The organism is uncultured Methylophaga sp. (assembly GCF_947259025.1).
GTDB lineage: Bacteria > Pseudomonadota > Gammaproteobacteria > Nitrosococcales > Methylophagaceae > Methylophaga.
Map to the genome: position 1 here is coordinate 131,738 of NZ_CAMYKO010000007.1, position 13,469 is coordinate 145,206.

21 protein-coding genes are annotated in these 13,469 nt (G+C 53.7%); all 21 read left to right on the plus strand.

Going from position 1 to position 13,469, the window contains the following annotated elements; translation table 11 throughout:
- Positions 1 to 6: 6 nt before the first annotated feature.
- Complete coding sequence (locus tag Q0X64_RS12555; protein ID WP_297813679.1) at positions 7 to 159, plus strand: hypothetical protein; 153 nt, start codon at positions 7 to 9, stop codon at positions 157 to 159.
- 12 nt (positions 160 to 171) lie between these two features.
- A complete protein-coding gene (locus Q0X64_RS12560) occupies positions 172 to 606 on the plus strand; it encodes a hypothetical protein (protein ID WP_297813681.1) in 435 nt (144 codons plus the stop codon).
- Positions 607 to 782: 176 nt separating this feature from the next.
- Entirely contained in the window at positions 783 to 1,328 is a 546-nt protein-coding gene (locus tag Q0X64_RS12565; protein ID WP_297813684.1) for an N-acetylmuramidase, read from the plus strand.
- A complete protein-coding gene (locus Q0X64_RS12570; RefSeq protein ID WP_297813688.1) occupies positions 1,315 to 1,893 on the plus strand; it encodes a 3TM-type holin in 579 nt (192 codons plus the stop codon). Before Q0X64_RS12565 ends, Q0X64_RS12570 begins: the two co-directional genes overlap by 14 nt.
- A 2-nt stretch (positions 1,894 to 1,895) precedes the next feature.
- Positions 1,896 to 2,126 carry a TraR/DksA C4-type zinc finger protein gene (locus Q0X64_RS12575; RefSeq protein ID WP_297813690.1) on the plus strand — a complete coding sequence of 77 codons (231 nt, stop codon included), beginning with the start codon at positions 1,896 to 1,898 and terminating at the stop codon, positions 2,124 to 2,126.
- A complete protein-coding gene (locus tag Q0X64_RS12580; RefSeq protein ID WP_297813693.1) occupies positions 2,123 to 2,452 on the plus strand; it encodes a DUF2730 family protein in 330 nt (109 codons plus the stop codon). Before Q0X64_RS12575 ends, Q0X64_RS12580 begins: the two co-directional genes overlap by 4 nt.
- Positions 2,449 to 2,739 carry a hypothetical protein gene (locus tag Q0X64_RS12585; protein WP_297813695.1) on the plus strand — a complete coding sequence of 97 codons (291 nt, stop codon included), beginning with the start codon at positions 2,449 to 2,451 and terminating at the stop codon, positions 2,737 to 2,739. The genes Q0X64_RS12580 and Q0X64_RS12585 overlap by 4 nt, the downstream gene beginning before the upstream one ends.
- Positions 2,736 to 2,933: a hypothetical protein gene (locus Q0X64_RS12590; RefSeq protein ID WP_297813698.1), complete on the plus strand. Its 198-nt coding sequence runs from the start codon at positions 2,736 to 2,738 to the stop codon at positions 2,931 to 2,933. Before Q0X64_RS12585 ends, Q0X64_RS12590 begins: the two co-directional genes overlap by 4 nt.
- Positions 2,933 to 3,481, plus strand: a complete 549-nt coding sequence (locus Q0X64_RS12595; RefSeq protein ID WP_297813701.1) for a DUF3486 family protein — start codon at positions 2,933 to 2,935, stop codon at positions 3,479 to 3,481. The genes Q0X64_RS12590 and Q0X64_RS12595 overlap by 1 nt, the downstream gene beginning before the upstream one ends.
- Entirely contained in the window at positions 3,481 to 5,007 is a 1,527-nt protein-coding gene (locus Q0X64_RS12600) for a terminase family protein (RefSeq protein ID WP_297813704.1), read from the plus strand. The genes Q0X64_RS12595 and Q0X64_RS12600 overlap by 1 nt, the downstream gene beginning before the upstream one ends.
- A 2-nt stretch (positions 5,008 to 5,009) precedes the next feature.
- Positions 5,010 to 6,572 (plus strand): DUF935 domain-containing protein, encoded by a 1,563-nt coding sequence (locus Q0X64_RS12605; protein ID WP_297813707.1) that lies wholly within the window; start codon positions 5,010 to 5,012, stop codon positions 6,570 to 6,572.
- 1 nt (position 6,573) lies between these two features.
- Positions 6,574 to 6,735: a hypothetical protein gene (locus Q0X64_RS12610; RefSeq protein ID WP_297813709.1), complete on the plus strand. Its 162-nt coding sequence runs from the start codon at positions 6,574 to 6,576 to the stop codon at positions 6,733 to 6,735.
- A gap of 195 nt (positions 6,736 to 6,930) precedes the next feature.
- Complete coding sequence (locus tag Q0X64_RS12615; RefSeq protein ID WP_297813712.1) at positions 6,931 to 7,185, plus strand: DUF4031 domain-containing protein; 255 nt, start codon at positions 6,931 to 6,933, stop codon at positions 7,183 to 7,185.
- Positions 7,186 to 8,403 carry a PBECR2 nuclease fold domain-containing protein gene (locus Q0X64_RS12620; RefSeq protein WP_297813715.1) on the plus strand — a complete coding sequence of 406 codons (1,218 nt, stop codon included), beginning with the start codon at positions 7,186 to 7,188 and terminating at the stop codon, positions 8,401 to 8,403.
- A gap of 96 nt (positions 8,404 to 8,499) precedes the next feature.
- Positions 8,500 to 8,949: a phage virion morphogenesis protein gene (locus Q0X64_RS12625; RefSeq protein ID WP_297813718.1), complete on the plus strand. Its 450-nt coding sequence runs from the start codon at positions 8,500 to 8,502 to the stop codon at positions 8,947 to 8,949.
- A 284-nt stretch (positions 8,950 to 9,233) separates the two neighbouring features.
- On the plus strand, positions 9,234 to 10,316 hold the full coding sequence (locus tag Q0X64_RS12630) for a phage protease (RefSeq protein ID WP_297813721.1): 1,083 nt from the start codon (positions 9,234 to 9,236) through the stop codon (positions 10,314 to 10,316).
- The gene (locus Q0X64_RS12635) at positions 10,316 to 10,717 is read left to right on the plus strand and encodes a hypothetical protein (protein ID WP_297813724.1); all 402 of its coding nucleotides are present in this window, start codon (positions 10,316 to 10,318) and stop codon (positions 10,715 to 10,717) included. The genes Q0X64_RS12630 and Q0X64_RS12635 overlap by 1 nt, the downstream gene beginning before the upstream one ends.
- Positions 10,718 to 10,753: 36 nt before the next feature.
- A complete protein-coding gene (locus Q0X64_RS12640; protein WP_297813726.1) occupies positions 10,754 to 11,824 on the plus strand; it encodes a Mu-like prophage major head subunit gpT family protein in 1,071 nt (356 codons plus the stop codon).
- Positions 11,825 to 11,893: 69 nt separating this feature from the next.
- Positions 11,894 to 12,406, plus strand: coding sequence for a hypothetical protein (locus Q0X64_RS12645; protein ID WP_297813728.1), 513 nt, complete (start codon positions 11,894 to 11,896; stop codon positions 12,404 to 12,406).
- Between the two features lie 23 nt (positions 12,407 to 12,429).
- The gene (locus Q0X64_RS12650) at positions 12,430 to 12,849 is read left to right on the plus strand and encodes a phage protein Gp36 family protein (protein WP_297813732.1); all 420 of its coding nucleotides are present in this window, start codon (positions 12,430 to 12,432) and stop codon (positions 12,847 to 12,849) included.
- Positions 12,846 to 13,460: a phage protein Gp37 gene (locus Q0X64_RS12655; RefSeq protein ID WP_297813734.1), complete on the plus strand. Its 615-nt coding sequence runs from the start codon at positions 12,846 to 12,848 to the stop codon at positions 13,458 to 13,460. Before Q0X64_RS12650 ends, Q0X64_RS12655 begins: the two co-directional genes overlap by 4 nt.
- The last annotated feature ends 9 nt before the right edge of the window (positions 13,461 to 13,469 follow it).

Genomic DNA, 13,469 nt, shown 5'->3' on the forward strand with positions numbered 1-13,469 from the left:
GTTGAGATGGCTGTTTATGTTTTTTTGGCCTTATGGTCTGTATTAACGCTCAGCGATACCCTGCTGAGGGATAAAGGTTTTTTTTCATCCCTGTTTAGTAATTTCTTTCTGGTGGGCTTGGTCGTGCTGGCAATCAATATGCTTTTCTTCAGTGAGTAACGAGGAAGCGTCATGTTGGAGTGCCTAAAGAGACTATTCGCTGCGAAGCCAAAATACAGGCAGGTCGGCGAAGAGAAAGTAATCAGCGATAGGGGTGAGCTGCATTTAACCGTATCAATGCAGGTTAGAGAACATACTGATAAAGAAAAGCTGATCAGGGAGTTAGGAAAGTCTGCGACCCAGTTTAAGAAAACGGATCTGAATGAAGCTATAGCTTGCCTTGAGCAGATGAATCGCCTACTTGATGAAGTATCAACAGAGTACTCAATAGAAACCTACTTGCGATTACCTCTGTTTTTACAACAAGCTGGACGCATGGATGAGGCTGAACTATTGTTTGAACGTTTATACAAAACACGTTCACATCCCGTTCAACGATCCATAGTTAAAGAGAAGTGGGATCTGGCAAAAAAGCGAGAGGCAAAGCGCCTAGCTAGCCATGCCTGAGCCTTGATGTCAGAGAAGTGCTGTGCGTGTTGAAACAAAGCTCTGAAAATTTAACCCAAAATATAGACAAAGATTGCCCAGACTTCTAAAACCTGCTTAACTAAATTGTAGTGTCACCCCAACGCCCTGAACCTGTTCAGGGCGTTTTTGTTTGTGTCTATCCGCATCATGGCCCCATGGACGCAAACACTGAATATCCAGAACTTTTCCTCAAGGCAGTCAACCATGTGCTGATGATTGAGGGCGGCTATGTTGACGACCCTGATGATGCCGGTGGCGAGACCAACTACGGCATCAGCAAGCGACAATATCCGCACCTCAATATCAGAAAGCTGACCATAGACGGCGCTATCGCGCTGTATTACCGGGATTACTGGTTAGCTTATGGCTGCGACAGATTGCCAGCAGCCATTGCCTGCTTCCTGTTTGATTCAGTCGTCAATCACCGTCCCAAGACCGCGATCAAGTTTTTGCAGAATGCCTACCGCGTCAGTGTTGACGGCATTCTAGGTCCGGAAACGCTGGGTGCAATCCACCGCTTTAGCAATAACATCGACTATGTCGATAACAAACTCACCTTAAGCCTGGCTTACCGGGCGGACTTCTACCACGACCTTGCCGTTGAAAACCCATCACAAGAACGCTTCATCATGGGTTGGATGCGTCGGTTGTTCATATTACAGAAATTTATCTACACCGAGGTAACGCATGGAACCGATTAGCATCGCGCTGGCGTTAGCGCAATTCGTGCCGGGCCTGACCCGGCTTTTGATGGGGGACAAGGCCGGTGATGTCGCTGGCAAGGTGGTCGATGCCGCCAATGCCGTGACCGGCGCGGATACACCGGATGAAGCATTGGCCCGGATTAAGCAATACCCGGAGCTGCAGCTCAAGCTTCAGCAGGAAATGAACCATATCGTCCTGGCCGAACTGGAAGCCGAGAACAAGCAGCTCGCCACCATCAACGCCACCATGCAGGTCGAGTACACCAGTGGTGACAAGGTCGTCCGCCGCTGGCGTCCATTCTTCGGTTATATGACCGCCATCACTTGGTCGGTGCAGATGTCAGCACTGGCCTGGGTCATCGTGGTCGAGCCAGAGAAAGCCGCTGCAGTGATTACCGCTGCCAGCGGTTTGACCGGCATGTGGGGTATTGCCCTGGCCGTGCTGGGTGTCTGCATCAACAAACGCTCACACGATAAGCAAGTGGCTGCCGGTCAGGCCCCGCCGAATGGTGTGTTCCAGAGCATTGCCGGCATCTTCAACCGCAACAAGGACAGTAAATAACGATGGTGGATTTATTCGAACGCGCCCAGGAGCGCGAGCAAAAGGACAGGGATATCGCGATTGAGGCCGAGCTTTTGCGTGGTCGCGAGACAGAGCAACCCGATGAGGAAGATGGTATCCGCTATTGCCTGGACTGCGGCGAGGAAATACCGGAAGACAGATTGAAAGCGAGGCCCGACGCGGTGCGCTGTGTTTATTGCAAGGAACTGAAGGACATAAGGAGCAAACGTTGAGTGGCGAAAGTTTACAACTGTGGCTGAGCATCCTGGTGCTCATTATGACGGTCGCGAACCTGGTGTATACCTGGTTCAACATCCGTCATAAGGCGACCAAGGAAAATATCAATGACCTTACCGATGTGACCAATAGCCTGGTGCGTCGGGTCAGCATTCTGGAAGACCGTTCCAGGACGGCACCCACTCATGATGACCTGGGAAAGCTTTACGAAAAGGTCAACTCATTCGGGGGAAAGCTCGAAAACTTGAGTGGCACGCTGGAGGCGATAAAAGGCCAGCTTGCCCTGATTAATGAGCATTTAATCAACGGAGGCAATCGGTGAGCTACAAAGACCTGGTAACGGCATCCGTCCGGCTGGCCATCCTGCAGGTGCTGGAGCAGGACGCAGACTACAGCCACAACGAAGAGATCCTGCAGATCGTCCTGGAGAAGCTGGGCCACAGCCTCTCTTCTGACCGTGTCCGCACAGAACTGCGCTGGCTGGAAGAACAGAGCCTGCTCGATATCGAGGACGCTGGCGGCATTCTTGTAGCACGGCTCAACCGTCGCGGTTCCGATGTCGCGCATGGCCGTTCGCGTGTTGACGGTATTCAGAGGCCACGACCATGAGTGAAAAGCATGAGTTTCCACCAAACGAAGAAGTTAAAACCTTGTTGTCACGCCTGGATGTCAAGGGCGTCGGCAGAGGAGTTTTAAGGAACTTGGTTATAGCGGGTTACATCATTGCTGCAGGCTATGCCTTCGGCGTCGGGTTGTCATTCTCCTATTCACCAATCACCATCAGTGTTGAGGCATCAGAGTAATGGCCCGCGCCTCGTCCATCGAACGCTTACCACAAGATATCCTGGAGCAGCTGCAAACACTGCTGCGGGATCCGCGTGTGTCTCAGCTCGATGCCACGGCCCAGATTAACGGCATCCTGGAACAGACCGGTATAGATGACCGCGTCAGCAAGTCTGCCGTGAACCGCTATGCCGTCAAGATGCAAGAAGTCGGTGCCAAGCTGCAGCAGTCGCGTGAGCTGGCCGAAATGTGGATCGGCAAGCTGGGTGCTGCGCCTCAGGGCCAAGTCGGCAAGCTGCTCAATGAAATCATTCGCACCATGGCCTTTGATACCGCCATGCATATGTCCGAGGGCGAAGACCCGGTCGCACCGAAGATGCTCAGCCAACTGGCGCTGGCCGTTCAGCGGCTGGAATCTGCGGCCAATATGAACGAAGAGCGCGAGAAACAAATCCGCAAGGAAATGGCACAGCAGGCCGCTGACGCTGCTGAAGAGTCCCTGCGTGGTCAGGGCATGAGCCTCGAAGCGGTCGACACCATCAAGAAACAAATCCTCGGGTTGAGCTGATGCCAACAGCGCCAGTCATTCACTCGCAATACGATCCAAACGAGCTGCTGCTGCCGTATCAGCGCAACTGGCTTGAAGACGATAGCCCGTTAAAGATTGCCGAAAAATCACGCCGTACCGGTCTCACCTGGGCCGAGGCAGCAGACTCAGTGCTGGCGGCTTCGGCTGACCGGACGGCAAGCGGTACCAACCACTTCTATGTCGGCTCCAATAAAGAGATGGCTATCGAGTTTATCGATGCCTGTGCCATGTGGGCCAAGTCATTCAACAAGGCGGCCTCGGCGATTGAAGAGGAAATCTTTGAAGATGAAGACAAGGATATTCTGACCTTCAATATCCGCTTCGCCAGTGGTTTTAAAGTCCAGGCACTCAGTTCACGCCCAACCAACCTGCGTGGTCGCCAGGGTAATGTCACCATCGATGAGGCGGCATTCCATGAGCATCTGGATGAAGTACTGAAGGCCGCACTCGCCTTAACCATGTGGGGAAGCAAGATCCGACTTATCTCAACCCACAATGGTGTTGAGAACCTCTTTAACGACCTCATCCAGGACAGCCGTGCCGGCAAAAAGGAATACAGCGTCCACCGCGTCACCCTGGACGAAGCCTGTGGCATGGGCCTGTATAAACGCATCTGCCAGATAAAAGGCACTGCCTGGAGCCAGGAGCGTGAGCATGAATGGAAAGCCGGCCTGCGTAAAAACACCGCCAGCCCGGAAGACGCTGCCGAGGAATATGACTGCATACCCAAACAAGGCGGTGGTACCTATATCAGCCGCGCGCTGCGAGAGTCTCGCATGCATGATGTGTCGGTGCTTCGCTATTCCGGTACCGCCGAGTTCAACCTCTGGCCAGAGCATCTGCGTGAAGCGGAAATGCATGCCTGGTGCGAGGTCAATTTAAAGCCACTTTTAGACCTGTTAAATCCCAATTTACGCCACGTTTTAGGCGAAGACTTTGGTCGCTCCGGAGACTTGACCGTGCTCACGCCAATGGCCATCACCCAGCAGCTGAAGCGGCTGGTGCCATTCATGGTCGAGCTGCACAACGTGCCGTTCAAGCAACAGGAGCAGGTGCTGTTCTATATCTGTGATCGGCTGCCACGCTTCAGTGCTGCCAAGCTGGATGCGCGGGGCAATGGCCAATACCTGGCAGAGCAAGCCAAGTACCGCTATGGCGTCAACGTGGTCGAAGAAGTGATGCTCAGCCAAAGCTGGTACCTGGACAACATGCCCCGGTTCAAGGCCGCGTTTGAGGACGACACGATTCTTATCCCGCGTGATGCCGACGTGGCAGACGATATCGGTGCCATCCAGGTCATCAAAGGCGTGCCCAAATTGCCCGACGGCAAAACCGATGCCGCCAAGAGCCGCCACGGTGATGCCGCTATCAGCCTGGTCATGGCACATGCCGCCAGTTATGACCTGGCGTCGCCAATCGAATGGATAGCGGCACCAGACAAAATCGAACGCGACAACCCCGACAATGACTACAGCAGCCTGATGCATAAAGGCGGTGGATGGTAACAATGGATCGAGTAAGAACAAGTCAAATAGTAGATGCCAACGGCAAAGCGATTCAGGTGCGTGAGGCGCTCAATGAAGAGCAAACCTCCAAGCTGGGCTTTATCAGCAAAGAGTTTGAGAATCATCCGTCTGGTGGTCTGACACCGCGAAGGCTTGCCAGCATCCTGCAATCAGCCGAACAAGGCAGCCTGGTCGACCAGGCTGATCTGTTTGAAGACATGGAAGAAAAAGACGCCCACGTCTTTGCCGAAATGAGCAAGCGTAAACGTGCTCTGCTGGGCGTGGATTGGGATGTGGTACCACCACGCAACGCGGACAAAAAAGAAGAAGCCATGGCCGAGCAAGTCAAAGAGTGGCTGCTCGATATGGAAGACTTCGAAGATCATCTGTTCGATATCGGTGACGCGATTGGTAAAGGCTATGCCATGCTGGAACTCAGCTGGAATGAAGTAGGCGGTACCATGCTGCCCACATTGGAGCATCAACCGGCCCGGCTTTTCACCATCGATGAAGATGACCGCAACAAGATCCTGCTGAGAAGCATGGGCAGTAAGGGCGATGAGCTGTGGCCGTTCGGTTGGGTCAGACACGTGCATAAAGCCAAGTCAGGCAGCATTGCCCGTGGCGGCCTGCATCGCATCCTGGCCTGGCCATACCTGTTCAAGAACTACAGCATCCGGGATCTAGCCGAGTTCCTGGAAGTTTATGGCATCCCCATGCGCGTCGGCACTTACCCCAGCGGGGCAAGTGAAGAAGAGAAAAACACGCTGCTCCGGGCAGTGATTGGCATTGGTCATAGCGCTGCCGGCATCATGCCAGACGGTATGCAGCTCGACTTTAAAGAAACGGCCCAGGGCCGGAGCGACCCGTTCCAGTTCATGATCAACTGGTGCGAATCCGTCCAATCCAAGGCTATCCTCGGCGGCACCCTGACCAGTACAGCAGAGAACACCGGCCTCGGTTCCAACCTGGGCGATATCCACAATGAAGTCCGCCATGACCTGCTGGTCAGTGATGTCCGCCAGATTGCCGGCACCCTGAATCGGGATCTGTTGTGGCCAATGGTGGCGCTGAATATAGCCGGTGCGGATCCACGTCGCTCACCCCGGCTCAAATTCATGACCGATGAAGGCGAGGAGCTTAATGAACGGGCCGAGCGCGACAAGAAGCTCTTCGATATGGGCTACCGACTTAACCCGGAGAAAGTGATCGAGGTTTATGGCGAAGGCTATGAACTGTATGTGAGTGGCAATAACAACCAGGACAAACCAGCAGGCGCGAATGCCGCTGCCACCGCTGCAGCCAGAACCGGTGATATCGATAGTGAGCTGGACGGTGTCGTCAACCAGCTGAGCACTCAGGCCCAGGCACCCCTGGACGACCTTTATAACCGTATTAAAGCCCTGTTACAGGAAGTCGACGACAACGGCGGCACGCTGGAAGACTTCCAGGATCGCCTGGTCGAAGCCTTCGGATTTCTGGATCCCGAAGAGCTGGCCAACGTGATTCAAATGGCGCTGGCCACCGCTGAGCTGGCAGGCCGATATGAAGTCTCGGAGGACTAGCATGTGGTGGACAATCAACATCATCATCTTCGCGATCGGCTTGGGCCTGATCGCCTGGGCCTTCATTGCTGACAGCTATAACAGCATCGGCTTTACTGTACTCGGCGTGTTGGTTATGGCCATCGCAGCGTTATCCAGCCTGGTTAAGCTGGTGATTGGTTAACTGTTATGAGTGATTTAGAGCTTGTTAAAACGGCTATATGGAAAAACGTGTGGAATTTACGATAGTGAGGACTATTTCATGGATATATTTTTCGATTGGGTCATTTCTGCATTCGCTTGTTATGGGGCAATGATGCTGATGTTTCAGGTTGCCGAGCTCATTGGATGGATAGATTGGAAGTAGGAGCCATAAACAATGTCAGTTTATGTTGATGCTTCCATCTATCAATATCGTCGAATGGTCATGTGCCACATGCTGGCCGATACGGAAGACGAACTACATGCTATGGCTGACAAAATTGGTATTCAGCGAAAGTGGTTCCAGGCTAAAGCAAGCACACCGCACTATGACATCTGCAAAGCCAAAAGAGACCTGGCTGTTCAGCACGGCGCGGTCGAAGTGGATCGTCGTCAGCTGGTGACGATTATTCGACGTTTAAGGACTGCATAAATGCCGATTAACTATGGCTCCATGCCCTTCAATAAAGCGGTCGAGGCATTCCGTGACAAGCTGAATCTGCCGACCGCGTCCTGGACAGATATCTACGAAGGCCAGCATGCCCGCGCCTTTGTCGTTGCCGGCGCGATGAAAGAAGACCTGCTCAATGACTTCCGGGCCTCGGTCGACAAGGTGATTGCTGATGGTATGAGCCTGAAGGACTTCCGCAAAGACTTTGACCAGATAGTCAGTAAACATGGCTGGGGCTACAACGGCGGTCGTAACTGGCGCAGCCGGGTTATCTACGAGACCAATCTTTACCAGAGTCACAACGCGGGTCGCTATGCCCAGATTCAGCAGGTCAAACGGACACGGCCATTCTGGCAATACGTACACAATGATGCCGTCGAACACCCACGGCCTGAGCACCTTGCCTGGGACGGTCTTGTTCTGGATGCCGACGACCCGTTCTGGCAGACGCACTACCCGCAGAACGGCTGGGGCTGCAAGTGCCGAGTCCGAACACTCAGCAGGCGAGATATGGAACGCCTCGGAAAAACCGGGCCGGACCAGTCACCGGCCATTGAATACGAAGACCAGGTGGTCGGTGTCCGTGGCCCATCACCGCGCACCGTCAGCGTGCCCAAAGGTATCGATCCGGGCTTTGCCTACAATCCAGGCCGCGCCGCTTTCGGTGAGCAGCTGGCGGATGACGTCATGCAGCAATACCAGCGCACCCGTAACCAATGGCAAACCCGCACCCCAGAAGGCTGGGCTGAAGCCGGCAGGCCACAGCAGATACCCCTTGCCTCAAGCCCGGCAAAGCTGGGGCCGCGCCTGCAGAATAAAGCCGAGGTCTACGACCAACTGCAGTCTCTGGTTGGTGAACAAAAGCTATACAGACCGGGCGGCCTGCCATTCCTGCTCAACAGCAAGGCGCTATCTGAACACATCGACCCGGCCCGAGCCGAGTTCCTGCCGCTGCTGGATGACTTGCTGACTAACCCCTATGAAGTCTGGCTGTCATTCCAGGAACACACCGGTACCGGCAAAGTCGTGCTGCGCTCACGCATCGTCAAAGCCTACGATATCGGCAGAGGCCGCAACCTGATTGCCGTGGCCAATGTGAGCAAAGGCTTCCTGGAAAGCTGGACATTCATCCCGACATCACGCCGGAACTATCTCAACAGTCAGCGCAAAGGGCTGTTGGTGTATGGGGAAGAGGAATGATGGGGCCACTTTTCCTGACGTACCAGGTTGGCGGGTTTTTGATGCTATGGGCGTACGCGCCAGCATCGCAACCGATAAGCACATTATAGGTGAGTTATGGCAGGCGCATCAATCAGCATTGATTATGAGTTCCCGGACAAAGAGATTGCCGCCCGGCTGCGCAAGCTGGTCGATGCCGGCGAAGATCTGGAACCGGCTTTTATTGATATCGGCGAAGGCCTACTCAACAGCACCCATGACCGCTGGGAGCAACAAGTCGATCCGGAAGGCAACCCCTGGGAACCGCTGGATCCGAAATACCAGGCACGCAAAAAGAAAAACGCTGACAAGATACTGGTGCTGGAAGGTTTTATGCGTGACACGCTGGCTTATAACACCAGCCCGAACAGTATGGAGATGGGGACCAACCTTATCCAGGGCGCGACCCATCAGTTTGGTGATGACGACCGTGGTATTCCCGCAAGACCCTTTCTGGGTGTGTCTGAAGATGATGAGCAGATGATTGAAGATATCCTGCATGATCACTTTGTTGATGCGCTGAGATAGTCTCAATCGCCTGTATGGCGTTTTAAGCGTTTGAATGAATTATCTGCAGTCAATGCCTGTCATCAAAAGTATTAAATGATTCTGCGTAAATTTAAACGGGGTTAAGGCTATCTAAAATGCTTGCCTGATCGGATCGTTTCTGCGTATGGTTAATTAAACCTGCTATCCAATGCCCTGAACCCGTTCAGGGCATTTTTTTTGCCCCGCATTCGTAAAGTGGCACCTGTTCTTGAAGTAAACGACGAACAGGAGACGTGCCATGAAATCATCAGCCCAAGGTCGCTATGCATAACATAGCCCTTGCCATCTGCTCACTACTGGTCGGCTCCGATGGGGCCGTCCAGTTATTTCCCGCCGGTCAATTCGATGCACCTCGTGGTGCGATGGCTGGCAGCGGTCCCTGGTATCTCGATGACACTGCTGCAGCGGCGTTGATTCAGCGCGCTCAGTCACGCAAGAACGACATCGTTTTCGATTACGAGCATCAAACCCTCCAAGCTGCCAAGAACGGTCAACCTGCACCAGCTGCCGGCTGGGGTAAGCCTGCTGCCCTGAGCTGGGTACCAGGTAAAGGGCTGATGCTATCCAATCCTCAATGGACGGCAAAAGCCAGCGAGTTCATCGAGAACAAAGAATACAAATACATCTCGCCTGTTTTCACTTATGACCCCAAAACAGGCCGAGTCCTGGATTTACTCCATGTCGCGTTAACCAATAGCCCAGCCATAGATGGCATGGACGATTTGTTGGCTGCGGCTTCACTTCTCCCGCAACCAAACCAAGAGGACGCTTCTATGAATGAAGAGTTGCTAAAAATGCTGGGTCTGAAAAAAGACGCCAGCGAGGATGACGCCGTTGCTGCATTGAAATCAGCGGTCAGTCAGGTCAATGACTTGCTCAAAGCCCTGGGCGTGAAAGATGCCCAAGGCCTTGCTGCACTGTCGAGCATTGGTGACCAGGTCAAAGACCTGAAGAAACAAGCTGACGATGCTGAAGAAGCTATTGCAGCTGCCAGCATTACCACGCCGGATTCAGCCCTGAAGGTCATCAACGATCTGAATGGCCAGGTAGCTGTACTGACTGAGCGCCTGGATGGTAACGACAAGGATGCCCTCATTGCCGCCGCCAAAGCCGAAGGCAAGCTCAGCCCGGCAATGGAAAGCTGGGCCAAAGAGCAGCCTGTTGATGTGCTGAAGTCCTACTTCAAGTCGGCTCCTCCTATTGCCGCCCTGGCCAGCAAGCAAACCGATACCCAGAAAGTGGATGACGACGGCAACCCCGTTCTGTCAGAGGGTCAGCTTGCGGTTTGTACCCAGATGGGCATTGAACCGGCTGAATACGCCAAATCAATCACAGGAGATAGCTAATGGCCGCCTTAACTCAAGACCGTAATACACCGCGCCGCCTGGGTGATGAAGGTAATCACCCGGTCGCGGCATCGACTGAAATCTTCGCTGGCGGTATCACCGTGCTGGATGCCAGTGGCAACGCTGCACCTGGTAGCACCGCCACCGGTCTTAAAGCTGTGGGCCGTGCTGAAGAGCATGTCGACAATGGTGCCGGCAGTGCTGGCGATAAATCGGTTCAGACCCGCAAGGGCACGTTCCGCTTTGACAACGACGGCTCGATTGACCGCACCCATATCGGCGGCAAGGCTTACATCGTCGATGACCAGACAGTAGCGGCCACCGATGGCACCGGCACCCGTAGTGAAGCTGGCGATATCCAAGACGTGGATTCCGACGGCGTCTGGGTCACATTCATCTGATCGTTCCCTGGTTTATTAATTAATAAGGATGACACCATGAAAAAATTGATTCTCTTGCCGGTGACTATCGTCGGCGCACTGGTGATGATGACCTCGGCCATGGCGGCTGACTGGTCATTGCCCGCCACACTCATGACCGGCCCGGCCTCATTAAATATGGACGCGATGGGCGATGCATTGCCGATGCTGGCCTTCGGCGGCCTCATCATTAATAAGCAGGCCATTAATGATGTCTTTCTCGGCCTGAAAACCATCTTTAATAATGCGCTCAAAGCCCGGACTGGTGACTGGCAGCGCACCGCGATGGAAGTGCCGTCCACAACCAAGACGGAAGACTATGCCTGGTTGGAACGTTTTCCCAAGATGCGTAAGTGGGTGGGCGAGAAATTTGTCAAAGCCCTGAAGGCTGGCAAATACACCGCCACCAACGAAGACTGGGAAACCACTATCTCGGTAGACCGTAACGATATCGAGGACGATACCCTGGGCATCTATAACACCCAGGCGAACATGGCCGGTGACTCTGCCGGTGAGTTGCACGACATCATCCTGGATGATCTGAAAAATAATGCCTTTATGAATGAAGGTATTGATGGCCAGTACTTCTATGACACCGACCATGAAGTTAAAGGTGCTTCAGTCTCCAACAAGCTGACTGTAGCTCTGAGTGCTGCAACCTCCGCTGCTGCAGCATCCTCATACGGTGCGGCCCGAACAGCAATGATGAAGTTTACCGACGCCGAAGGTATGCCACTGCGCCTGGTGCCCGACCTGCTGGAAGTACCGCCCGCGCTGGAAGCCGTTGCCCGCAAGCTGATCAATGCCGACAAGCTCGATGATGACAGCCCGAACCCTTACAAAGGTACTGCGGAAGTCCTCGTTAATCCGGGCCTGACCTCAGACACTGCCTGGTTCCTGCACCACACCCGTAATGCGGTGAAGCCTTTCATTATCCAGGTGCGTAAAAAACCGGTCTTCGTCAGCCAGACGGATATGGAAAACGACGACGTATTCAACAAGCGTGAATACAAGTTCGGTGCCGAGGCACGTGCCACCGGTGTGTATGGCTTCTGGCAACTGTCTGTCGGTTCCACTGGCGGCGCGTAGTTAATCAGCCTTTAAGAAAACTTTATCAGGGCGGTTTTCCGCCCTGGTAACCCAGATAAGGAACGCATCATGGACAAATTACTAGCAGTACTGCGCGAGCAGGCCTTCGACAAAAAGCCGACCGTTGACGAGCTGAAGAAGCTTGACGGTCTGGACAATGTCACGGCCAAAGAGCGCGACGACGCCTGGAAAAAGTACCAGGAAGAACAGCAGGCAAAATCAAAACCCGATGGTGATGGTGGTAACACGGCCACTGGTACCGGAGATACTGGCGATGCGGATCAGGATGATGACCAATCAAAAGTCATTGCCGGCGCTCAGAAAAAAGATGACGCCGCAGGTGAGGCTGCCAAGTCTGACGCACAAAACCAGACAACTGTCACAACCACTACAACCGACAGCAAACCCGATGCCAAGCAAAAAGCGAAACAGGATGATTCGCCGCGTTATCGCGTCACCGTCAAGCGCGATGGTTTTCGTCGCCTGGGCCGTGCCTGGACAGGTCGCACCGAAGTCGCTCTGAGCGATGAGGAGCTGGCCGTCCTGGAAGCCGATCCAATGTTCAACGTCGACGAACTGTAAAGCGTTAAGCGGATAGCCGAGCGATGCCTTATTGCACCCAACAAGACCTGGTCACCCGGTATGGAGAGGACGAACTGATCCAGCTTACGGATAAGCAAAACACGGGTCAGCTGGACACGGACGTCATCTCTTCAGCCATTGCCGATGCCGACAGTCTGATTGATAGCTACCTCGGTAGCCGTTACAGCCTGCCCATCAATCCGGTACCAAGGTCATTGCTGCGGATTGCCTGCGAGATTACCCGTTTCTATCTCTATGAGGATCTGAGCACCGACGAAGTGAAAGACCGTTACGAAAAAGCAGTCATGTCGCTCAAGGCCATCAGCAAGGGTGAAATGAGTATCGGTGTCAGCGACCAGGGAGAAAAACCCGGCAGCCAGAACACCGTAAAAATCAGCACCGGTGGCAACGTATTTAACCGCGACGACAAGAGCTTCATATGAACCCGATAGTCGCCGTCGAAGACCACATGAAAACTGAAGCCGCAAAGGTCGTCGGGCAGAAAATTCGCCTCGACTCCTTGCCCTCGGCACTCAATGTCGGCTTGTTAAAAAAGCTGATTAATTCTGGTGATGCCGTGTATTTCACATTTCTGGGCGGCCCGGTCGATGACGAGGACGGTGCCAGAGTCAATGGCCGTTTTGATGCCTACGTGATTGTACGTCACGTGGGTAACTGGGAATCACGCCGCCGAGGAGATAACACCACCATTGGTGCCTATGAAATTGTCAGTCGCCTGGTTAAGCAGATGCATGACAGCGTGGTGGCTGATATCGGCAGCATCAAAGCAAAGCGAGTCTCCAACCTGTTCAGTATCCAGCTTGAGGAAGCATACGGCGCAGCACTTTATGCCATCACCTTTGAAGTGCCAGGCATGCCGTTCCTGTATGAAGCCGACCTGGACGCAATGGATGACTTCATCACCTTCGATGCACAACACGACATTCCACCGCATGACACGGAAGCCGAGCATCAGGACTGGCTCCAAGAGCCGCCTGATTACACCGACAGCCAGCCCGATGCACAAGACACCGTGACCGACCTTAATCAATAGGAGCAGCCA